Origin of the sequence: Silvibacterium bohemicum (genome assembly GCF_001006305.1) — a bacterium.
In the GTDB taxonomy this organism is placed as follows: domain Bacteria; phylum Acidobacteriota; class Terriglobia; order Terriglobales; family Acidobacteriaceae; genus Silvibacterium; species Silvibacterium bohemicum.
The window spans coordinates 698,501-721,394 of sequence record NZ_LBHJ01000001.1 but is presented as its reverse complement, the minus strand read 5'-3'; the positions used below and the strand labels follow the sequence as shown (position 1 = coordinate 721,394).

The window sequence follows — 22,894 nt, the reverse complement described above, 5'->3', positions numbered from 1 at the left end:
CTTAACCAATAGCCTGTCTGCCGCTTTTCACCTGACCGCAGACTGATTCACAGAACGAATCAAAGCAGTCGGGTTCCCATCGAAGGATCGGTGAAACTCTCCCGCCCCATTTCTACTTTCCCGGCATAGCGCTGTTCATAGTGCGCGGCGCCAGCAACGCGAATCCGCAGATCATACCAGCCAAAACTCGGTACGAGATTCAGGGCTAACTCCGATGAACTTCCCGCCGCGATGGCGATTGTACGCGCGACGTCGCCATAGGCAAGGTCGTCGATCGTCACCGTTAATGATTGCGAGGAATCACGATTCACAAGCTTGAGGGATGCGCCTTGGGATGTACTTAGAAGGCTGACAATCAGTCGTGGATCCTGGGCATCCCCGCGGAATTCGCGAAAAAAACCGTTCGGACCATAGACGCACAGATGGTACGTTTCCGAATCGAAGAGTCGAAGCGGAAAATGATCCGCAATCTTGTCTCCGGCGGCGACCGCGTAGTCCCATGAGCGTCCTGTCTCGAATCCGCCTGCGCCTGTATCTGCAAGTGTGTCTGGGCCGGCCCCTCGCACTCGCTCTGGCGTGTAAACGCGGAAGGGTGCGCCAGATGCGCGCTCACCAAAGAGCCGGCGTCCGGCAGCAAATTTGATCGTGAATGCGCTTTTATCCACGGCGAGCGCTCCATCCGTAGTTAGTTCGTAGGGCAGCGCGCACGCCGGTCGTATGCCGTTCTCCTGCTCTGGCAATCGCGGGGAGTTGCGCGGCGAGCGGCGCACTTGCTCGATCTCTTTCTGGGTTAGCGGCTCCATCCCGCCTGGCATCGGCTTCACCTTCGCCTCCTGGATCGAGATCAGGAATGGATCGCGCCTCACCGGCTCGGGTAATTGCGATCTCTGCGCGCTCCAAGGACGAAAAGCGGAGGTCAGATCGCCACAAACAGTCCGGCGCCAGGCGCTGATGTTGGTTTCTCGAATGAGCTGGCCTTGCTTGTGGTTTAGAAAAACTTCGAGAAATTGCAGTATCGAGGTGTGATCGAAAACCTGCGAACAGGCGTATCCGCCTCGACTCCAGGGCGATGCGATCACGAGCGGTACACGGAATCCCAACCCGATAGGCCCGGGCTTCCCCGGCCAGTCTGGTTCCTTCTGGCGCATCGCATCGATCTGCTCCGAGGAAACATATTCGACGGAGGGATCGATTCCAGCGGAAACCTTCCCGGTGTCTGTGCGCCTTGGCTGCGGCGGCACAAACGGCGGAACGTGATCGAAGTAGCCATCGTTCTCGTCGTAGCAGAGAATGAAGATCGTTTTCTTCCAGACCTCGGGATCGCTCGTCAGGATATTAAGCGCCTCCGAGACGTACCACGCGCCGAACCATGCAGAGGACGGATGATCGGAAAAAGCCTCAGGCGCAACGATCCATGAAACAGCGGGCAGTTTGCCGCTCTGAACATCCTGTCGAAACTGGTGAAGCACGTCGCCTTTGGGGACGTTCATGGAGCGCTCCACACCGTCTTGCTGAAAACGCAGCGGAGTCAGTGCACGAAAGTCAAGATCGCCTTCATTGGTGATAAACCCCTTGCGGTGCAGGTTTCGCTCATGTTCCGGCAGCGCGGCAAAGGCAGCGTCGGTCCATGCAGAAAGTTCGCGCCGCACATCGTCCAATTGCCGCTGCGACTCGGCAACGCGCTTCGCTGTTTCTGCATTTTGAGGCGCGCCATTGAGTTGCTCGAGCGCAGATACAAGCGTGCTTTCCTTCTCCGCGAGCCAGCGCCGGTACGAAGGCGTGAAGCGTACGTGATAACGGCTGAAGTACTCGAGCGTATTGTCATCGAAGTTCGACAACCACTTGTCTTCCTCGTCAGTCAGGCCGGAGGGCAGGCTCAGTTCGTTCTGATAGATGCGCCAGGAAATTCCCTGCTGTTCCAGCCGATCGGGAAAGGTAGTCCAATCCAGTTGCTTGTCGTATCCCATATCGTCATTGCGTACATAAGCGAATGACCGGATCGACGGCTCGGCGCGTACCGTTCCCGTCCACATGTGCAGCCGGTTAGGCTCGGTCGCAGTGAGCGACGACGAAAAGTTCTGGTCGCATACCGTAAAGGCATCAGCTAGAGCATAGTAGAAGGGCAGGTCTTCGCGAGTGTAATAACCCATCGTCAACGGCAGATGGGCGCGAATGGGATCGGTGGCCGCCTTGGCGGGAATCCAGCCGTCGTACCGGCCGCCATTGCGCGCTGCGTTCGAATCTTCCCAGCCGTGCGGCAGCGAGCCTAGCCATGTCGCGTTGCTATTGCGGATATCGAAATGAAAAGGCGTGTGGATCGCTCCTAAAGCGCTTGCCTGCAGCCATACCGGATTGCCGCCGGGCTGCGTAATCGCACGCGGATCGTTGTAGCCGCGGACACCGCGCAGGGTGCCGTAGAGGTGATCGAAGGAACGGTTTTCCTGCATGAGAATCACGACGTGCTCCGCGTCCAGGTAGGTCGATCCCTGCTCTGGATCAATCGCCGCAGCTCGCGTTATGGCCGGCAGCATCTGCTGTCCGAAGCCGCCGGCGGCGAGTAGCGATGCCAGCTTCAAGAAATCACGTCTCGATTCCATCTTTTGTTTTGTCCTATGCTTCATCTTGAATATTGACTTAAGGCTTCGCCGAAGACGCACTTATAAATGACCGCATGATGTACACTACCCACTTACAATCGTACCAGCCATTGCTGGCGATTTCGTTAGTTAAGGAATGACCCACCAACCTTGCTGCCGGTGGGTCGTTTCCTGTTCGTTATAGAACTAGAAGTCCAACCGCGCTCCGATCTGGCCGCTGCGGCCTCCGAGTCCCGCCGTGATAACTCCGAAGCTGGCGCTCGATAGATTCAGGTTGAGGTTGTTCTCGTTTAAGTTTGTGTGATTCGTTACGTTGGTGAAACTCGCCTCGGCCCGAAGTTTGAAACGCTCATTGATCGCGAAAATCTTGGCGAGACCACTATTCAGCTGGATAAGACCAGGGCCCTGCACTGTGCCAATTCCGCTATTGCCAAAGCGACCGATTGGAAGCGGGGGACCGTATGCGGAAACCGGTGTCCCGTCAGCGTTGTAACCGGCGCCGGTGTCGCAGGCCTCGCCGGGTGTCCAGGCACTCCAGCCGGGACAGGCGAAAGCCGATGGGTTAATCCAGCCGTTACGGCCCTGGCCACGCGGCTTCCAGTTAACGCCCGCCACGCGGTCCGGATGTTGTGAGGCATCGGTGGGGATCCATCCCGCCAGAGATGTGGCAAGTCCCGAACCCGTGCCGGAGGGATCAGTTTCCCCGCCAGCAAACGTTGGCGTAATGTACGCGCCGCTCTGCCAGATAAAGATGTTGCTCAGTTGCCAGCCACCGACAACCGCATCCATAAGCCGCGGCATGCTTGAGCCGAAGTGCCTGCCACGACCGACGGGTAGCTCGTAGATCGAGGTAGTCAACCAATGCAGGCGGCGAGGACCTGGCGTATTTCCATAGTCCAGCCTCTTATCAAATACCCAGGAGGCAAAATCACCTCCGCCGCGTTCGCCAGTAAACTCCGTGTCGGTCGCGCCAGTGTTATTCGACAGAGCCCTGGCCCAGGTAAATGTTGAGTCGAACTGAAGACCGTTCTCCATGTGATGCTTGGCTTCAAATTCCATCGAGTTGTAATTCGCATTTGCCTGGGAACCATAGTTCATCAGGATGCCCCAGTTAGGGAACCTGCGCGCGCTGAACGGCTGATTGTAGGCAGAAGCGGTGGTGGACAGAGGCAAGGTGTTCTCATCTTGCTTCAAATTCAGATGAGACGTTTCGGAACCCGTATACGATGCGCGCACACCGTAGCCCCGGCCCAGATCATGCTCCAGGGTCAAAGCCCACTGCGCCGTCTCCGCATCGTGATAGTGAATGTCAATGCTTGCGTTGAATTCGTTCGTGCCGTAGCAGGTTGTACAGCCGCTGGTTCCAGAGCCGTAGCCTATCGCCGGCCATGCGTAGAGCGGTTGATTCGTGGTTGTATTTAGTGCGTTTGAATACGCCGACGAACTGCCTTGAATCGTTCCGGTCAAAGAATGAAAGGTCTGGCCCATGATAGTAACGTTGTACAAGCCAAAGCCTGAGCGCACCACCCACTTGCCGTCATTCGTCAAGCGGTATGCAAATCCCAGGCGAGGCAGGATGCGATTCTTATCCACGAAGCGCAGGCTTCGTGGCAGACCCGCAGCAGTGTTGGAGACGACCGGCATGCATGGTGCGCCGTTTACGATCGCGTTGTTCGAGTTGTTAATACCATCCGTGTCGCAGGCATTGGAGGAGGCAAGAGTGCTTGGCGACTGGATATTCGGCTGGGGAAAGGTGGGATAAACAACCTCGGCCGTGCGCGGTACGCTGTAATCCATATTGGCATAGAAGCCGTTCTTGTCATAGAAGCCCGGGCGGTATTCATATCGCAGGCCATAATCGACTGACAGCCGTGGTGTAGCGCTCCAATGGTCTTCGGCGTATAGGTGGTACTCTGCAGCGGAGCCGTCGATGTCTCTCGTTATATCGTCATAACTCGAGTTGTTTGGAATCCCCAGCAGGAAGTCCGCAAAATCTACGCCCGTGAATGTACCCACAGCGTTGCCTACGTTGCTGAAATAAAAGTTTCCATAGTTATCGCCCGTACTTATCCCGGTTCCTCCGATATAAGTGTAGGCTCGGATGTCCCCGCCGAACTTGAAGTTATGCACTCCCTTCGTCCATGACACGCTGTCGCTATAGGAGTACGTATTATCGATGTCGTTGCTGTTGAGCCGTCCCGCCGGCGGAGACGAGATATTCGTGAATGAAATAAATGGAAAGCCGTTGTACCACAGGTCGTTCAGGGCTGTGAAACCCAGGCCCTGCGTGAAGCCGGTGCCGTTGTAGGAATTAGAATCTCCATTGTTCCAGCGTGTGAAACCAAAGAGAAACACGTTAATCAGGTTCGGCTTTATCGTCCAGCTGAGGCTCGTACTCAAGTTCGATGAGTCGTAGATATTAACACTAGGATCGAAGTTTAGGTTGTAACCCGATGTGCTCGGAAAATTGTAGTAGCTATAGCGGCCCCAGAGCAGAACCTTCTGATTCGCACCGAAGTACTGGTCGCCGCGAACGTCTACCTGGTTGGAGTGCGTAGGCTCGGACACATTGGCGTAATAATTTGGCGACTCTCCGTTCACATAGGAGGTCGTGGGAACGGTGCCGCCACCTGACAATGTTGCTGGCGTATTCGGGTCGGGATAAAACTGCAAGAACTTTTGCGCGATCGAGCTTAAATTAGCCGACGGAATTACATTGCCCCAACTGGCGCCCGTATAGGGATCGGTTAAGCCTGAGTAAGCTGCCGACGGGTTTGAGTAGTTTGAAAAGTCGCCCATCTTCATGGCCGCCGTTGGCACTGTGGCCTGCATAGTCACGCTCTGCGGAAGACGGAAGCCCTCATAATCGACGAAGAAGAAGCTTTTATTCCGGCCGTCGTATAGCTTAGGAAGGATAACCGGGCCGCCCAGCTTTCCGCCAAAGGTGTTTGCAACAACATGCGGCCTGATGGGAGACCCAAAAGTATTTGCGTTGATGCCGGAGTTCTGGTGGTATTCCCATCCAGCGCCATGAAATGTATTCGCGCCGCCCTTGGTCGTGACCGACACCTGGGCCGGATCTCCGAATTCGGCAGGAGCCAGCACGCCGGTCAGTTGAATCGAAGCCACAGCGTCAGCACTGGGGAAGAGAACCGGATTGCCGCTGCTTCCAACCTGGATATTCGTGACTCCATCCACGGTCATGTCCGATTGGAAAGGGAGATTCCCCTCAACCGAAAATTTCCCCTGATCGGCCTGCACACCGGGCATGGCGGACATCGCGCCCAATATCGACGTACCGGCCGAACTGGCGCGGAAGTTTGTCGGCAAGTTCAGCACGTCATCGGAGTTGAACGTGGTCGTGATGGTGGGAGTTTCCGTCTGAATCACGCCAGTGTTTTCGCCCGAGACCTGTACGGTTTGGGCGGCGCTGCCGACGATGAGCTTTGCATCGACACGCAGGGTTTGCAGAGTATCTAACTGCAATCCTATGGAGGACCACTTCTCGAAACCGTGTGCCTCGACCTCCATGTTGTAGCGATCCGCATCAGCGTCAAGAAAGTGATACTCGCCCATGGCGCTGCTCGTCGTGGTGCGCACGACTCCCTTATCTGTGTCGGTCAGAATTACGGTAGCGCCTGGCACCATGGCGCCGGTGGAATCCACCACGGTGCCGACGATCGCTCCATGCACGGCTTGTGCCGACGCCGGTTGCACCATCGACAGCAGAACCAGCAAAAGGCCGCCGAGTGGAAAGAGATGTTTGCACCGTATGAAACACTTCTTGATATTCATTTTGTCGCCCCCTCCAAAATGTCGCGCTTCTGTGCTGAGTGTCAGGCGGTTCTGCGTCGTACCGATACGTTCAGCAGGTTAAGTGGCGATGTGGTGTGCGTTCGGGCGCCGACGGAAGCTCTTTATGTGGGGCGGTGAAATCCCGGAGTGAACAAACCATGAATCTCTTGCGCAAAGTATGGCGTCGCCTGTTCACACCGCAGAAACAGAAGGTCCTCTTTCGAGACATCTTCAAGATCAGGCGGTCGAAACATCATTTACAGAATCGTCATGAATGGATCAAAGGCTTGTTCAGGGCTGGCTTGCTCTTTGTTGCAGCGCGGAGAATGCAGTATCCAGAATTTCGATCGCGGTGTTCAGATGTTGCTCCTCAATGGTCAAAGGAGGAGTGAGTACGATCGTGTTGCCCATCGATGTTTTGAAGCTGAGCCCCAGGCTCAATGCTGCATACAGGATCTCTTCAGCCTCCGCCTCGGCCGGCGATCCATCCGCATGCCGAAGCGTCAGCGCACAGAGAAGGCCGAGACCGCGTACATCGCAGATGATGGGATGACGCGCTTCAAGATCCTTGAGTTGTGCAAGAAAACGCGCACCCAACTTCGCCGCCCGCTGAGCCAGATTCTCCGCTTCGATTACCTCGATAGTGGCGAGAGCCGCGGCGCACAGCACGGGATTCTTCTCGTGTGTGAAGTGACCCAGCGCCACCCCGCCACCGACATCGAGATCCTCCCGCGCAAGCAGCGCCGCCATTGGCAACATTCCTCCGCCCAGGCCCTTGCCGATCACCAGCATGTCCGGGACGATGCCGTATTGCTCGCAGGTAAACATCGATCCCGTTCGCCCCAGTCCGTGGGGAATCTCATCGAGAATCAACAGAGCTCCATAGCGATCGCATAACGAACGAACGCGCTGCCAATAATCCTTGGGCGGAATGGTGCCCGTGCTGCGCACCGTTTCTCCGATGATCGCAGCGACATCGCCCTCTCGCTCCAGCACATACTCGATGTAGTCCACGCAGGCGAGCGTGCAGCTCTTTCCGCAGCGGAAGGGGCACCGCTGCGGCTCCGGCGGAGGAACGTGCTCGGCGCCCGGCATCAGCGGTCCCATGCCGCGACGGAAGAGAGCTTCGCCGCCCAACGAGATTGTGTCCAGCGTTGCGCCGTGAAACGAATCCCAAAGCGAAATGGTTTTGAAGCGCCCGGTGGCCAGACGCGCAAGCTTGACCGCCATCGAGATGGCCTCGGCGCCACCCGGCGCAAAGAGGCATTTGTTCAGGTTCCCCGGAGAAATCGCAGCCAGCTTACGAGCCAGTGCGATTGCGTGACGATTCGTATAGCGGCGCGTACAAAAAGGCAGCTCGTCCATCGCCTCCACTACGGCTGCTTTCACCTTCGGGTTTCCAAAGCCGATCTGGTGCACGTTGTTTCCGTGAAAATCCAGATAACGCCGTCCCTGCGCATCGATCAGGAAACTTCCATCACACGCATGCAGAACGTTAAGGCAGGGTGACGACAGCGACTGGTGCAGAAAAAAACGCGCGTCTTCTTCGAGCAATGCGCGCGTCTCTGCATCCAGATGCTCGTTTTGCCACGCCGTGCGCGCCGCGGATAAGTTTACGTCGCCTTCGGATTGCGGTATCGCTTTGCTGTCGTTCATAGATTGATCATCAACTCCCGATCCAGTGGTGGCAACGGCGGCCCAATCGTCTCCGAGTGATCCGAGGGCTTCAGGTTCCAGAGTGGAATCAACATCCCAGCCGCTGCAAATCCAGCTGCGGCAAACACCAGGAACAGGCGGTCCCAACCATAATGTTCACTGACATAAATCACCAGGTAAGGCGAAATCAATGCCCCCAGGTGCCCGATACCATCGATCAGCCCGGAAGCCGTCGCCGCGGCCTTTGCCTGTCCGATGTCCTGGGCGGCCGCTCCCGAAAGCAGCGTATCCGGACCATACGAGAGCAGGCCCGCCAGAGAAACAGCGATACCGGTAGCCACCGGGCCTAAGCTCGCCGTCCCCATCTGCGCTAATACAACTACGCTGAACCCGCACAGCATCAAGGCTGAAACCGGCGCACGGCGCGATTGCATCCAGTGATCAGAGATGTAGCCGGCTGCCACCGCGCCGACAACACCGACCAGTTCGTACAGCGAAGAGAGATATCCTGAGGCCGTCAGACTGTAATGCAGCTGGTTGACCATGTAATAAGGTAGCCAGAACATCAGGGCATACCGGCACATCTCGAGAAAAAAGTAGGAGGCGCCAATCAGCCAGATCGCACGGTTACCGAGCAATGCGCGCACTTCGCGCCACGCCGAATGGCTGGAGCGCCCATCGCGTGTGGCACCAGCCTCCACCGAATTCTGAGGCTGGGATGTTTCCGGTTCATCTCGTATCACCAGAAAGAACGGGGCTGCGACTACAGCCAGCACCGCAGCCGGCAGAATGAAACCGCGGCGCCATCCAAGCGCTGGAAGCAGCCATTGCTGGGAAACAGCCCATGTGGCGAAAGCCGTGGCTAAGAATCCGCCCAGGACGTAATTCGTCCCCCACCATGCCATCACCACGCCCCGCTGCCGGCTGCTGAACCAGCTGGCCATGATTTTCACCAGGCCCGACCACCCCGTCGACTGCCCAATGCCGTTGGCACAGGCGAAGACCAGCAGCCAAAGCGGCGCGCCATGCAACCCCATCAGCAGATTGCTGGCGACGATCAACACCAAACCTGTGCCTACTACGCGGCGGGGGCCAAATCTGTCCGACAGAAAGCCGCATCCGAATTGGCCCAGAGCGTACAGCAGACTGTAGCCAAAAACGATATTGGCCAGCGTCAGACTTCCCAGCCCTGAAGCACTATGCAAAGCCGGCAAAGCAATGCTCAGATTCTTTCGGCAAAGATAGAACCCGGCGTACGTGAGCCAGGTGACTGCGAAGATCCTCCGCTGGCCGCGGCGTCCTGAGATCGCCGCTTCCGGCCGAATCGATTTACCCACGTGGTTGTCTCGCTCCTGCCGCGTAGGTCCTGAATGAATGTGGACCGAGTGCGATTCCTCCCAGACTCACGTGGAAGTGCCGTCCATGGAAACGTTCGGCAGGTTAAGCCGTGAGTGTAGCCACGTTACCGGCCTCGCAACGCGCACAATAAGCGAATCGAATATGAAAACAACATGACTGCGCCGCGAAGTTCGCCGCCATTATCCGCCTGTAACACATCGCGCAATATCATAACGGTCAAAGTAGATCGGACTCCCGCGGCTGATCGGTTCCCGATTCCCCAGCTCACGAAGTACGCAAAAGGAAGGAACCCCCGACATGACCCTGCCAGATGAGGCCTGGTTGCCAGCATCGCCAATGAGCGGCAGACAAAAGATACGGGGCGCTGAGCTCGCGAAGCACAGTGCGCCGCTCCGCGAAGCGCTCGAAGCGGTTTGCAAGAGCACTCCCTTCCGCACCAGCCCCAAGAGCTGCGAGTTCCTGCGGCACATCGTCCACCACTCTCTCGAAGGCGACACCGATGTGCTCAAGGAACGGCTTATCGGAATGGCGCTACTCGGTCGCGACGCAAGCTACGACACCGCCACTGACGCGGGCGTGCGCGTCCGCGCCAATGATGTCCGCAAGCGGCTCCACGCTCACAACGAGGGCCTGGATAGCACGACCAAGTATTGTTTTGGCCTGCCGGCAGGGACCTATGTTCCAGTCTTCTACGGTTCCTTCATCGAATCGCCGGCCAACTCCCAGACCGAATCGCCCGCGCAAAAAACCGCACCGTCGCCAGCTTTATCCGTCTACCGGTTGGCCACTCCCGCCCTTGTCGCACTCTTTCTCTGTGTCATCTTTTTGCGCTCGGAGTTCGCCCAGTCCCACTCGTTTCTTCTCTTCTGGAACCATGTTCTTCCTGACGGCGACGCACAGCTGTATCTGCAACCCCCGCATGCAAGCGCCCCCGCAGTGAATCTCGCCAGCGAATCCGTCAATGGCCCGCAGGACGAGATGGATCTTCGCGCGCTCAAGTTTGCCGCTCCACTCTTCGACCTCGCCGGGCAGCTTCACCATCGCCTCACGCTGGTTGGCACACCAGCTCAAGCCGCGGACGGAAGGCTCGTTTATATCGGAGCTGCGGAAAGTCCCGCGGGGCAGCCCGATTCGCTTTCCGATCTTGCCGACAGCACAGCAGCCAGCCTGGCCAGCCGGTTCGTTGTCAGGGCTACTCCCACAGGGCGGCGAATTCTCGACCGTCAATTGCCTCAATCGAACGGAACCAGCGGAGCACTGCTAACGATCGTCAACGGACCTCGGCTACTCATATGGATAGACGGCGTCGACGACGATGCCATCCGCATGCTCGTGAACCGGCTCTGTGACCAGAGCACCTTCCCAACAGCGCTGGCCGATAGCTTCCAGCCCTACACCATCACCCAGGCGGTCTTTCCTGCCTCGCAGCACAGCAAACCGGCGGTCGTCCGCTTGCCCTTCCGCGGGATGCACGCCGCGCCTGAGGTTGCGCAATGAGCCGACAGAATCTCTCTAACGCCGCATGGCCCAGCCGGCTCTACTCCGGCGCTTGGCTGCTCTATGCCGGCTATTACATCTGCCGCAAGGATTTAGGCTCGGTGGCCGGTTCTGCGGCCACTCATCTTGCGACGGAGCTGGCATGTTTCGGAGTCGCCTACGCCATCGCGCAATTTGTCGGCGGCGAACTGGCTGACCGCTTCAGCGCGCGCCGCGTCGCGCTTGCCGGATCCGCTCTCTCCATCCTCTGCACCGCAGCGCTTGCCATCGCTTCGCCGAAAATGATCTTGCTGCTGCAGGTCGGCAATGGCTTCGGTCAGGGATTCGGCTGGCCCGCGCTCCTGCAACTGTTCGGCCGCTGGTTTGGCCGTGGCGAACGCGACCATGTGCTGGGCTGGTGGAGCACCAGCTATATCCTCGGCGGCTTCCTCGCCACATCCCTCGCCATGTGGCTGACGATTCACACCGCAGCTACTACGCACAGCGGCTTCGAGCCTGCCTATCTCATCATCTCCGGAATTCTGTTGCTCGCAGCGCTCCTTTTCTATTTCCAAACCCGCGGAATGCCCGAGGCGCGAACTGCTGAAGACGCGCAATCAGGATTTTCTGCCAGCTCAGGCCAGAGCTGGCGCAGGGTGCTGGGCGATCGCAATATCCGATACATCTCCGCCATGTATTTCTTCCTCAAGATGACGCGGTACACCCTGCTCTTCTGGCTGCCACTTTATCTGGTTTCGAGCGGCGGCTATACAAATTGGTCGGCGGCCCACATCGCATCGTGCTTCGAAATCCTCGGCATCGCCGGTCCTATCGCCGTAGGCTACGTCATCGAGCGATGGCTCGTGGGACGTCACATGCAGCTCGGCGCAATCATGCTCTACGCGCTCGCATTTGTCTGCCTGCTGCATCCGCTCCTGGCCGGCACTGGTACACTCGGCATGGTAATTTCGATTTCGCTCATGGGCATGCTGATTCACGGTTCGGACCTGCTCATGTCCGGCATGGCCGTCCTCGATACGGTACCCTCCTACATCCATGGCCGCTCCATCGGCTTTGTCAACGGCATCGGTTCCATCGGGCAGGCTATCTCTCCGCTGCTGGCTACGCTCTTCGTTGCTCACTATGGCTGGAGCCGGCTTTTCGATCTTTTCGTCTTCTTCGCCATCGTCGCCGGCATCATCTGCACTCTGGGAGCCCGCTCTTTAACCGGTAATGCCTCGCCAGTTAACCGTTCAGCCCTCAAGCTCTCCGACATTCCGCTATAAGCTTGCTTGGTGAGTTCGCGAAACGTAGATGTTCTGATCATTGGCGCCGGCATTGCCGGCCTCGCGCATGCATGGATCGCCGCCCGCTCCGGCCGTTCCGTCGCTGTCCTTGAGCGGCAGCCCGCAGCGCTAGGCGCCTCCATCCGCAACTTCGGTTTACTTTGGCCCATCGGCCAGCCGGCCGGCCCCATGCTGCAGCTGGCCCTGAAGAGCCGCGCGCTCTGGATCGAGATGCTTGAGGAAGCTGGAATCCCCAGCCGCCGGACAGGCTCGCTCCATGTCGCCTGTCGCGATGACGAACAACAGGTAGGGATGGAATTCGCCGCCCTGGCGCCTGCGCTGGGCTATCAATGCTCCTGGCTCGATCGCGGCGACGCGCTCGCCTGCAGTCCCGCGCTTCGCCGCGACACCGTTCTCGGCGCGCTGCACAGCGAAACCGAAATCATGGTTGATCCGCGCGAGGTATTGCACCGGCTCGCGGAACACCTTGCCCAGCGCTATGCAGTTTCTTTTGGGTGGAACTGCACCGCGCTGCACATCGACTCGCCGCGTGTCCGCACGACGAAGGGTGATTGGCACGCTGGCCGCATCCTGATCTGCAATGGCGCAGACTTCGACGTCCTCTACCCTGAGCTCTTCGCAAACAGCGGCCTCGTCTGTTGTCGTCTGCAGATGCTGCGCACTCGGCCGCAGTCCGCAAGTTGGAGCCTGGGCCCCGCCCTGGCCGGAGGTCTCACCTTCCGCTTCTATCCCTCCTTCGCCCTCTGCCCCTCGCTTGACGCTCTGCGCAGCCGCATTGCCTGTGAGTCGCCGGAGTACGACCGCTTCGGCATTCACACCATGGTCTCCCAAACCACGGCCGGCGAACTCACGCTCGGCGATTCGCACGAGTACGGCCCACCGGTTACGCCGTTCAACTCCGATGAAATTGACGAGCTGATTCTGCGCCATCTCGACACCTATGTTCGCGTGCCTGATGGCATTTCCATCAGCGAACGATGGCACGGCGTCTATGCGAAGCATCCCGAGAAACCTTATCTGCGTCTTCAACCCGCGGAAGGCGTCGAGATTATCACCGGCCTCGGCGGTGCAGGTATGACTCTCAGCTTTGGCGTCGCTCGCGAAACCTTCTACCCCGCAGAAATACCCGTAGTAGCAAAGGAACAACGATGAAACCCTTCACTCGGCTGCGCGCCGTCATGCTCGATTGGGCCGGAACCACTGTCGATCACGGGTCAATCGCTCCCGTGATCGTCCTTCAGGAGCTCTTCGCTCGCCGCCGCGTCACCCTCTCCTCTGAAGAGGCGCGCCGCGATATGGGTCTTCTCAAGCGGGACCATATTCGAGCCATCCTCGCTCTTCCCAGCGTCTGTGAAAAATGGCGCGCGGCTGCGGGACGCGATCCCGTCCCCGAAGACATCGATTCACTCTTCGCGGATTTCAATCTGCTGCAGCCGGGTATATTGTCCAGCCACTCGCAGCTCATCTATGGAGTTGTTGAAACCACCGCGGCGTGGCGCGCGCAAGGTCTTCGTATCGGCAGCAGCACCGGTTATACCCGCGAGATGCTCACACCCATCGCCGAACTCGCCGCAGCGCGAGGCTATGAGCCCGATGCTTCCGTCTGTCCAGATGAAGTGGGCGCAGGCCGCCCCGCGCCGTGGATGCTCCATCGCAATATGCGCATTCTCGACATCTATCCACCCTCGGCATGCGTCAAAATCGGCGACACCGTGAGCGACATCGAAGAGGGCCGGAACGCCGGCATGTGGACCATCGGCCTGACGCGTACCGGCAACCTGGTCGGCCTCGACGCCGCAACCTGGGCACACCTCGATACCGCCAGCCAGCAATCGCGCCTCGCCTCCGCTGCACAGCAGCTCCTTCAAGCCGGGACCAATTATGTTGCCGAAGATCTTTCTGCCTGCACCCCGCTGCTGGAGCAAATCGATGAAATCAACAGTTATCTCCCATGTACCCCAAAGGTCCGCTGAGTTGCCCTATCTACCCGACGGCTTCCCAAGGCCGGCCATCCTGTAATTTGCACGCACGCCGAAGAGCGCGGCGCTCGGTTCGTGGCGGTCGATCTGTGTGACTGTCATCGTCAAGCTCCCGGTGCGCGGATCGTTGTGCTTTGTCACCAGGTTCAGCCGCAGGGCCTCGGAATACCAGTATTCGTTCGTCACCGTCACTTGCTGCCCGGTGCCGCTCTCCGCCGCCGTCAGGGTCTGCGTTATGCTCACGCCATGCACCTGCAGCCCCGCGATCGTGCGGTAGCCAAGATCCTCTTGGCGCGTAAATTCGCTCGTTGGGCCGGCCGCTGCTGTCGGTGAGGCAAAATCGTCCGGCGTGTCCGTTGCGGGAGGCCGGCCCAATATCATCACCTGGTACGTCTTTCGCTGCGGATATAGATACTCTGTCATCCGGTTCTGGGGATCGTACAGATGAATCACCGTCGCATCGGGCAAGGTCTTCGTCGTCGTTGGCACGAACGGCCGGAATTCATTGTAGATGCGCCCTTGGTTGTCCCGCGCAATCTCCCGCTCGGACCACAACTGCAGATTGTTACCGTTCGGCTGGATGACCGTCCGCTCCACCCGCACCGTACCGGAGAATGGCGCATTAGGAATCGGAGTTACAAAGATTCCGCCCCCAGCCTGCGCGCGAAGCACCGGCATACCAACTGCCAAGATCGCCACGACACCACACCCAATGCCCACCCTCAGCCGCGAACGCATGGATACCCTCCGGGACCTTTCGGCCTCTCAGTTTAGCCGCAATCACCGTTCCCGACAATCATTCTCGTCGCTAACTCACATCCGAGGTTAGGGCCGCTCAGGGAGCCTTCCGGTTAACGTCGCTAACTCAGCAGATGTAATCAGCTGCGTTAGGTAGATAGCTTGATACGGTAGAGATCAGGAGTTCGAGTCTGCTCGTGCTTACCATCTTTTCGGGCACATATAGCTAGCCCTTCCAAGGCATGGGTCGCTATCTTCATGGGTACAACCGCGTTGCGAGGATGCGGCTGCTCGTCGCGTTTGAATCATCATTCAGGCTGGACGCTTCGATCAAAAGCTCAAACCCACTCAGACGCTTCCCGGCAGAGAATACCTGATTCAACAAAGGCTGGAATGCGTCACCGTTGAAGAGCATGTCGGCTGCCGCCTGTGTGCCCACCCCATCCAACCCTTGAATGAGCAGCACATGGCCTGTCTTGTTCAGATTTGGAAGGAATGCCAGCACAGCATAGGGTCTGGTGCAGATAATTCTTCGTCGCCGATTCATAGATCGCGGACTCGCCAGGCTGCGGATGCTCATTCACGATCCAATATCGATTGTCCCTGGGATGGTTCACGAAATGAAACGTCAGACGATCGGCGAACAATTCATCCCACGGATTGCTGTAGTTCGATCCCAGCAGGATCGCATTGCCGTCTCTCAGATCATCGAAGCTTAGATTCCGCACCGCCCGGATAACGAAGCGATTCGGTGTCGCTTCCGGCAGCCGCTGCAAGCTCGAGACGATCGTGAGATTCAGCACGCTGGTGTACGTCTGGTCTTCCAGATAGGACATGGGCAGCGGATTTCGCCGGCCGTCTGCCGAAAACCAATTCAAATACTCGGGCAGGGAAAAGGTTCGATGATTCACCTGCTGCAGAACTACAAATCCAGTGTCGCCGGGCACGATGAAAGTATCGCGGTCATGGGTAAAAAGCTGCGCCCATAGTGGATGCATCGAGCTGAGTGCCTCCGGCGCCGGACTGGGCCTGAGGGCCCACTTCACCGCCCAGCCCAGCAGCAGAGAATACAAAATCAGAAATGCTCCCCCACGCGTCCAGAGTCGCAGCTTCGCCTGCTTCGTATGTCGCGGCTCAGCTGCCTTTGGAACGAGAGACACAGAGGTTTGAGGCTCGAGCGGCAAAGGCTGCGAAGACACTCTTGACGCGAAGACGGGAAGATATCCCCCCTTGGGAATCTCGATCCGCAGGGCATCCTGTGCCCCATCGGACGCGTAGTACTCCTGCAGCCTTTTCCTCAGCTGGCGCGCATAGTTGCGCACGATATTGTCTTCGCGCGGATCGAAATCAATCGAACGATGGAATACCTTCACACCGATCTCATGCTCGCTGATGCGAGCAGATGGATTCTCCACTGCGCGCTGGCACACATACAGGAGAAATGCTGAGAGGAGTGGCGCCGAGCTGAAATGCTTGCTACTCAGGACGCGCTCAATTGCCTGCCGTTCTTCACTTGCTGTCGGAGGCAGATCGAGAGAAGACGCGTCAATCCTTAAAGCTGGAATTCCTGCCATGAGTAGTACGGAGAATGATCTTTATTTCGTTGCGAAATCGATCCTAGCGTCCGGCTATCAATAGAGTGTGAATGCACACACCTCTCGTACCCCCCGGTGAATCGAGGTCGCACACAGTGAAAGCTCAGGTGTATGGCCACCCATACCGGCGCATGATCCCAATGCATAGCCGAATTTTCACACAACGACAAAGCTCTGAAATCAAGGCCATTGCCTCATACGAGTCTCTACAAAACTGAGGGTATACACTTCCCTCTCCACTTGTACCGGCCTCCTGAAAGCCCTACCTTCTGCCCATATCGCTGCTTCTTGATACTCCCGCGTAAGACCGCGCAGATTCATTTACAAAATTCTCGCTTCAGGCAGGCACAAATATGGCATTCCCGCGCTTCCGGTTGCTCGCGCTCTTTATTTGTCTCGTGGCACTGTCCGTCAGACTTCATGGTCAGGCTGGTGTTGCATCGCTTTCGGGACTCGCCACCGATCCCTCCGGAGCGATTGTTGTAGGAGCACAGGTCACTGCTACCAATCAGGCCACTCATCTATCACGTGCCACGATCACGGATCACTCCGGCTATTACACCTTTGTAGGCATGCCCGTCGGCGTCTACGATATTTCTGCCAGCCAGACCGGATTTGCCGGTGAGCACGCCACGGTCACCCTCGATCCCTCGGCCAAAGCCCGTCAGGATTTCCACTTCACGGTTGCCGGGACCACGAGCGAGGTCAATGTCACCGCGACGGAACCTCAGCTGTCGCGCGACGATGCCTCGATCGGCACGGTCATCGAAAACACTACGATCGAGGAGACGCCGCTCTATCAGCGCAACTGGGACGACCTCATCCGTCTGATCCCCGGCGTGCAGATGCAGCGCTTCACGCAGCAGAGCGGCAGCAGCGTCTCGGGCAGCACCGGCCTCTTCACCATCCACGGTCTCAACGACGAGCAGAACGACTACATCCTCGACGGCATCGACAACAACACCTTCTCGGAAAACCTGCAGGAGCTTTCCGCATCGGCTGCCCGGCCCTCCGTCGACGCCATCGGCGAATTCAAGCTCATCGCCAACGCCTATACCGCAGCGTATGGCAGAAGCCCCGGCGCGCAGATCGATGTCACCACCAAGAGCGGCACCAACCAGTTCCACGGTCTGCTCTTCGAATATCTCCGCAATCGCGTCTTCGATTCGAATGATTACTTCACCCACCGCGCCGGACTGCCCAAGCCGGCCGAAATCCAGAACCAGTTCGGAGGCAACTTCGGCGGCCCGATCCTCCACGATAAGCTTTTCGGCTTCTTTAACTACGAAGGCACCCGCATCAATCAGGGCGTGACCCGCACCGCCACCGTACCCCTGGCCAACGAGCGCGCTGGGGATTTCAGCCCGGCTGCTGCCGCCGCCGCGGGCGTCAAGTACAACACCATTTACGACTACAACACACCGACCTGCCGCGTCGATCCCCTGGTCTGCCAGCCCTTCCCCAACAATGTGATCCCGCAGGCAGCCATGGATCCTTTCGGCTTTAAAATCCTGAATGCCTTCCCGCTGCCCAACCAGCCCGGCGACTTCAACAACTTCGTCCGCACAGGCGCGCTCACTGACAACAACGACAGCTACGACGGACGCGTCGACTGGAACCTCAGCGACAAGGACCTGATCTTCGGCCGCTACACCGGCTCCAACCGCATCCGCGATGTTCCCGGCAACTTCGGTGGAATCGCCGACGGCAGCTCGACCTCGTCCTGGGGAAACTCGGTCCTGAAATCCTGGGCCTTCGTCCTCGGCTGGACGCGCGTTCTCAATCCCACCATGACCAACGATTTTCGCTTCGGCTTCGTCCGCAACTTCTCCCACGACCAGCAGCAGCCATTCGGGCTGAACTCACCCGACGAATTCATCCCCGGCGTACCTGATAATCCGGCAACAGCCGGCGGCATCGGCCTCACCGAATATGTTTCCGATGACTCCGCCATCATCGGCTCGCCCCAGTTCCTGCCCAAACAGCAGGTGCCGCAGCAGTATCAGTACACCGATACATTTTCATGGACTCGCGGCTCGCACTTTCTCAAGTTCGGAGCCGACGTGCGCGCTCCTATGCGCAACATCTATCAGGATGAAGAAAACATGAACGGCGCCCTGGCGTTCGCTGGCATCTTCAGCTGCCTCACTGGCAGCCCGGGCAACGGATGCTCCTACGCCGACGGCCTGACCGGCAATATTTATCAGGCCGGCCTCTCCAACGTTTACTTCGTCGACGAGCGCATCTGGATGGCCTCCGGCTTCGTGCAGGATGACTGGAAGCTCACGCCCAAGCTCACCTTCAACCTCGGCCTGCGCTACGATTTCTCCACGTCACCCTACTCGGCCAAGAATCAGCTCGCCAACTTCAACCCCGCCGGAGCCGGTTCGCTGATCTATGCCACCAACGGCTCTCTGAATGACCGAGCGCTCGTCGATACCAAGCTTCTGGCGTTTGCGCCGCGCTTCGGCGTCGCTTACTCCCTGGGAAACAAAACCGTCATCCGCGGCGGCTATGGCATCTACAACCTGCTCTTCAAGCGCAACGGCAGCGAAGATCAGCTGGCTCTCAATCCTCCCTCTCTGCTCTCAACAACGTCGAACCCGGTGACGAATCCCAACCCGCTCGATCCGCTGCCCCTGCCTGCCTTCCAGCTTCAGAACGGCTTCTCGCCCGATCTGCTCAACCCCGCCAACGCTTCTTCGCCGGCGTTGCAGCCGACCCTCCACATTCACGCGATGGATTCCAAATCCCCTCTGCCCTACGCGCAGGAGTTCAGCCTTGGCTTCCAGCGTGAGCTACCCGGGCAGGTGGTTTTGACTGCCGATTACGTGGGCACCGTGGCTCGCCACCTCGACGTCATCAGCGACCTCAACCAATATGTCCCCAGCACCGCCGGGACCGCTCGACCCGTGTATCCCTATCCAGCGTGGGGATATCTCGAGTTCTCCCACTCCATCGGCACCAGCAACTACAACGGACTGGAAGCTCAATTACAGCGCCGCTTCCACAACGGCCTCTCTCTCATCACGGCATATACGTGGTCGAAGGCCTTTGCCACCCAGTACGACCAGACCTTTACGAATTCTCTCAGCGGCGCCAACGTGCCGCAGCGTGTGGTCGTCTCCTATGTCTACGAGCTGCCCTTCGGCCACAACAAACCGTTCGTCACCTCTGGCCCTGGCGCGTGGCTGCTCGGAGGCTGGCGCACGTCCGGCATCTATACATTTTCCAGCGGACTTCCCTTCACCGTTTCGTCGAGCGGCCAGCTCTCGAGCGACATCGACATCAACGGCAACGCCACCGCGCTTCCCATCATGACCGGCAGGCCAAAGAAGGTCGGCGATGTGAACTGCTGGTTCTATTACTCGGCGAACAAGACGTGCCAGCAGCTCTCCCCAGGCACGTCGGATGTTTATGCCATCCCCAACCTCAACGCCGGACAGTCTCCCTATGGCAATGGCGGCATCAACAACCTGACTGGCCCCCATACCAACGTCTTCGACTTCGCTCTCATGCGCGAATTCAGCATCCTCGAGAAGACGAACTTGCAGTTCCGCTGGGAGGTCTTCAACCTCACCAACAGCGTGTTGTTCGCACAGCCCTCGGCGACATTGAGCAACAGCAGTGTGGGGACCATCACTTCGCTCGCAGGCGATCCGCGGATCATGCAGTTCGCGCTGCGGCTCTCGTTCTGAGCGGCATAATAAGTGTTGAAGCGTGTCCCGCATCCTAAATTTCGTGTGTGCGACGCGCGACTTGCACCGATCACGCTCAAATATCACGATGAAAAAGGATCATCCAAAATGCTGCCTCGGAAGCTATTCGTGCTCGCCTTCCTCGTTTTCGCCGTCCTCTCCGCGCGCGCGCAGAAGAGCGACCTTGACTTCCTCAATCACAATCAGCCGGTCCTCGACGCACACAACTGCTACCCCTACGAAGGTCAATGGACCGACCGGGTCAAGCGCGCGCTCAACTCCGGCTTTCCGGTCTCGATCGAACAGGACCTCGCCTGGTATATCGATCCCGCAACCGGCAAAGGCCGCGTGGTCGTGTCGCACACTCCCAAACCCACAGGTTCGGAGCCCACACTGCGCGACTACTTCTTCGAACAGGTGCGCCCCGTCGTCGAAAGAGCGATCAAGGAAAACAAGCGCGATCAGTGGCCCATCATAGTCCTGCATTTCGATTTCAAAGATAACCAGCAGGCGATTTTAGAAGGTGTCTGGCAGCTGCTGAACGAATACAAACCGTGGCTCTCGACCGCAACCAAAACTGACGACCCGCATCATCTGTCTCCGCTTGACCGCAAGCCCATCCTGGCTATCACCGAAGATAACGACGCGCAGGAGAAAGTCTTTTACGATGCCGTGCCCACCGGCTCTCCTCTGCTCCTCTTCGGCTCCGCTCACACCGCCGAGCCGCCGGCCAGCATGTCGATACCGGAGAAGATGCACTGGGCCATCGCCACGCCGGCCGATCAATTTGTAACCACATCCCCTACAAATTACCGCCGCTGGGTAAACTACTCCTGGTATCCCGTCGAAGAAGGTGGACAAGGTAACGCGGGCGAGTGGACCGAGGCCGATAATCAACGCCTTCAGGCGCTTGTTACCGACGCTCACCAAAAGGGCTTCTGGATTCGCTTCTACACCCTGGATGGTTTTGCCCCTGGCGAAGACCACGGATGGGGCCGCTACTATAACTTTGGGTCGCGGAGTGCCGTCGAGCTTCGCTGGAAGGCAGCCATCGCCGCCGGAGTCAACTTCATCGCCACCGATCAGTATGAAGATCTCGCGCCATACATGAAGCAGTACGCCAGGAATCTGCGTCCGTCCCCGTCGGGGAAGTGAACATAGCCTGGTAACTCTAATTGCTGTTCTTCCACTTGAACCATCAGGCAGACTATCGATGAAGCCTTTTTTCCGCGCCTTTGCCTTGCTGCTTTGTTCCCTCTTTGCCGCCAATCCTTCCTACGGACAAAGCAGCGACCCCAATGACGAAATCCGTTCTGTCGTTCTTCTGGTTCGCCACGGAGTTCGCACGCCGATCGAGAGCGAAACCCGCTCCGGCGCCTACAACGCGCAGCCCTGGCCCGCATGGCCATCCGCCCCGGGAGTGCTGACAGAGCACGGGGCAACTGCGCTGAAGCTGCTTGCCGACTATTATCGCGCCCGTTATCCCACGCTGCTCGGGAATGTATCCTGCAGCCATCCCGGCATCTATGCCGAGGCCAATACTACGCAGCGCACCATCGCCTCCGCCAAAGTTCTCGTAGCGGAACTGGCTCCCGGCTGTTCGATCGACGTGCATATGAGCCCGATGGGACAGAGAAATCCGCTGTTCTCGCCGGCCGACAGCCCGGCGGTCGATCATCAGAAGCTGACCGACGCCACCAATGGACGCATGGCCGATCAACCCGACTGGTTCACCAATGCCTTCGCAGTTCCGCTCGAAAAAATGCATCACGTTCTTATCGATTGCGAGGGCAAAGACTGCGACAAGACCAAGCCGGACTTCCGCACCACACGTGTGCAGAACGGGACAGCTTCACCGCGCAACAATCGCGAAGAAAATCCTGTCACGCTGGGAGCCGACTTCGCCGAAAATTTCCTGCTCGAATACACGCAGGGATTTCCGATGGAACAGGTTGGCTGGGGCCGCGTCTCGCGTCGCGATCTTGACCAGCTCATGGAGATGAATACTCGCTATCACGACTTCATGCTGCGCACGCCTTACTCCACACAAGTCGTAGCGTCCGACCTAGCTGCGCGCATCCGCAACACCATTCTCGCCTCGGCCTCGGGGCAAGCCATTCCAGGAGAGCTGGGCACGCCGCAGGATCATGTGATCCTGCTCGATGCCCACGACGGAAATCTTTCCTGGCTCGGCGGTCTCCTGCGCCTCGACTGGATTCTGCAGGATCAGACCTTCAACGCAACGCCTCCCGGTGGAGGCTTCGCCTTCGAGCTGCATCACGACAAGAGCACAGGAGCAAACACCGTGCAGGTGTTCTTCATCAGCCAGACGCTCGACCAGATGCGCTCGCTGCTCCCACTCAATGGGTCAGAACAACCATCCGTTGCTCCTATCTTCGTTCCCGGCTGCAGCGCGTCCGGTCCCAGCGTTCCGGGCTCCAGCGTTCCCGGCTCCAGTGTTTCTGGCTCCAGATATGCTTGCACCGTCGAAGACTTCGACAAAGTCGTGACCAATGCGATCGATCCTCGATTTGTGGAATCCGGGGTTAGACTTGTGGAACCCGGGATCAAAGGCTCAAGTGGAAATATCGCCGTCAGTCGATGATGGAACGCCCGGCGCTGCATCCTTCAACGATGGATGCAGCCGGCATTCTTCTGAATTCTCCCCCAAGAAAAAATAGAATTTATATGCCC

Annotated in this window: 13 protein-coding genes; 7 read left to right on the top strand and 6 right to left on the bottom strand. The window is 58.3% G+C overall.

The window, feature by feature from the left end; genetic code table 11:
• Window positions 1-59: 59 nt before the first annotated feature.
• The 4 genes from XX99_RS03100 to XX99_RS03085 all read right to left on the bottom strand — a co-directional run bounded on the left by XX99_RS03100 (window position 60) and on the right by XX99_RS03085 (window position 9,385).
• On the bottom strand, window positions 60-2,597 hold the full coding sequence (locus XX99_RS03100) for a phosphocholine-specific phospholipase C (protein ID WP_050057882.1): 2,538 nt from the start codon (window positions 2,595-2,597) through the stop codon (window positions 60-62).
• Window positions 2,598-2,783: 186 nt separating this feature from the next.
• Window positions 2,784-6,392 carry a TonB-dependent receptor gene (locus XX99_RS03095; protein WP_050057881.1) on the bottom strand — a complete coding sequence of 1,203 codons (3,609 nt, stop codon included), beginning with the start codon at window positions 6,390-6,392 and terminating at the stop codon, window positions 2,784-2,786.
• 291 nt (window positions 6,393-6,683) lie between these two features.
• Complete coding sequence (gene pbfA / locus XX99_RS03090; protein WP_050057880.1) at window positions 6,684-8,048, bottom strand: (R)-1-hydroxy-2-aminoethylphosphonate ammonia-lyase; 1,365 nt, start codon at window positions 8,046-8,048, stop codon at window positions 6,684-6,686.
• Entirely contained in the window at window positions 8,045-9,385 is a 1,341-nt protein-coding gene (locus XX99_RS03085) for an MFS transporter (RefSeq protein WP_050057879.1), read from the bottom strand. Before XX99_RS03085 ends, pbfA begins: the two co-directional genes overlap by 4 nt.
• A 358-nt stretch (window positions 9,386-9,743) precedes the next feature.
• Between XX99_RS03085 and XX99_RS03080 the strand changes: the two genes are divergently transcribed.
• Genes XX99_RS03080 through phnX form a run of 4 tightly spaced genes read left to right on the top strand, consistent with a single transcriptional unit; the run spans window position 9,744 to window position 14,163 of the window.
• The gene (locus XX99_RS03080) at window positions 9,744-10,904 is read left to right on the top strand and encodes a hypothetical protein (RefSeq protein ID WP_156185764.1); all 1,161 of its coding nucleotides are present in this window, start codon (window positions 9,744-9,746) and stop codon (window positions 10,902-10,904) included.
• Entirely contained in the window at window positions 10,901-12,169 is a 1,269-nt protein-coding gene (locus tag XX99_RS03075; protein ID WP_050057877.1) for an MFS transporter, read from the top strand. Before XX99_RS03080 ends, XX99_RS03075 begins: the two co-directional genes overlap by 4 nt.
• Window positions 12,170-12,178: 9 nt before the next feature.
• Window positions 12,179-13,342, top strand: coding sequence for a TIGR03364 family FAD-dependent oxidoreductase (locus XX99_RS03070; RefSeq protein WP_050058094.1), 1,164 nt, complete (start codon window positions 12,179-12,181; stop codon window positions 13,340-13,342).
• Complete coding sequence (phnX, locus tag XX99_RS03065) at window positions 13,339-14,163, top strand: phosphonoacetaldehyde hydrolase (RefSeq protein ID WP_050057876.1); 825 nt, start codon at window positions 13,339-13,341, stop codon at window positions 14,161-14,163. The genes XX99_RS03070 and phnX overlap by 4 nt, the downstream gene beginning before the upstream one ends.
• 6 nt (window positions 14,164-14,169) lie before the next feature.
• Here phnX and XX99_RS03060 read toward each other — a convergent pair whose 3' ends face one another.
• Together XX99_RS03060 and XX99_RS03055 are read right to left on the bottom strand one after the other, a co-directional pair.
• Entirely contained in the window at window positions 14,170-14,907 is a 738-nt protein-coding gene (locus tag XX99_RS03060) for a hypothetical protein (RefSeq protein ID WP_156185763.1), read from the bottom strand.
• A gap of 398 nt (window positions 14,908-15,305) precedes the next feature.
• On the bottom strand, window positions 15,306-16,280 hold the full coding sequence (locus tag XX99_RS03055; protein ID WP_156185762.1) for a hypothetical protein: 975 nt from the start codon (window positions 16,278-16,280) through the stop codon (window positions 15,306-15,308).
• A 575-nt stretch (window positions 16,281-16,855) separates the two neighbouring features.
• Here XX99_RS03055 and XX99_RS03050 point away from each other — a divergent pair.
• The 3 genes from XX99_RS03050 (at window position 16,856) to XX99_RS03040 (ending at window position 22,805) form a co-directional block, all read left to right on the top strand.
• Window positions 16,856-20,200 carry a TonB-dependent receptor gene (locus XX99_RS03050; protein WP_050057873.1) on the top strand — a complete coding sequence of 1,115 codons (3,345 nt, stop codon included), beginning with the start codon at window positions 16,856-16,858 and terminating at the stop codon, window positions 20,198-20,200.
• Window positions 20,201-20,308: 108 nt separating this feature from the next.
• Window positions 20,309-21,355 (top strand): hypothetical protein, encoded by a 1,047-nt coding sequence (locus XX99_RS03045; protein WP_050057872.1) that lies wholly within the window; start codon window positions 20,309-20,311, stop codon window positions 21,353-21,355.
• A 58-nt stretch (window positions 21,356-21,413) separates the two neighbouring features.
• Window positions 21,414-22,805 carry a histidine-type phosphatase gene (locus XX99_RS03040; RefSeq protein ID WP_050057871.1) on the top strand — a complete coding sequence of 464 codons (1,392 nt, stop codon included), beginning with the start codon at window positions 21,414-21,416 and terminating at the stop codon, window positions 22,803-22,805.
• Window positions 22,806-22,894 lie beyond the last annotated feature (89 nt).

Coding starts and splice junctions, on each gene's coding strand:
- XX99_RS03100 (WP_050057882.1), bottom strand. CDS start 2,597: ATGGAATCGAGACGTGATTTCTTGAAGCTGGCATCGCTACTCGCCGCC.
- XX99_RS03040 (WP_050057871.1), top strand. CDS start 21,414: ATGAAGCCTTTTTTCCGCGCCTTTGCCTTGCTGCTTTGTTCCCTCTTT.
- XX99_RS03095 (WP_050057881.1), bottom strand. CDS start 6,392: ATGAATATCAAGAAGTGTTTCATACGGTGCAAACATCTCTTTCCACTC.
- XX99_RS03080 (WP_156185764.1), top strand. CDS start 9,744: ATGAGCGGCAGACAAAAGATACGGGGCGCTGAGCTCGCGAAGCACAGT.
- XX99_RS03050 (WP_050057873.1), top strand. CDS start 16,856: ATGGCATTCCCGCGCTTCCGGTTGCTCGCGCTCTTTATTTGTCTCGTG.
- XX99_RS03060 (WP_156185763.1), bottom strand. CDS start 14,907: ATGCGTTCGCGGCTGAGGGTGGGCATTGGGTGTGGTGTCGTGGCGATC.
- XX99_RS03075 (WP_050057877.1), top strand. CDS start 10,901: ATGAGCCGACAGAATCTCTCTAACGCCGCATGGCCCAGCCGGCTCTAC.
- pbfA (WP_050057880.1), bottom strand. CDS start 8,048: ATGAACGACAGCAAAGCGATACCGCAATCCGAAGGCGACGTAAACTTA.
- XX99_RS03045 (WP_050057872.1), top strand. CDS start 20,309: ATGCTGCCTCGGAAGCTATTCGTGCTCGCCTTCCTCGTTTTCGCCGTC.
- phnX (WP_050057876.1), top strand. CDS start 13,339: ATGAAACCCTTCACTCGGCTGCGCGCCGTCATGCTCGATTGGGCCGGA.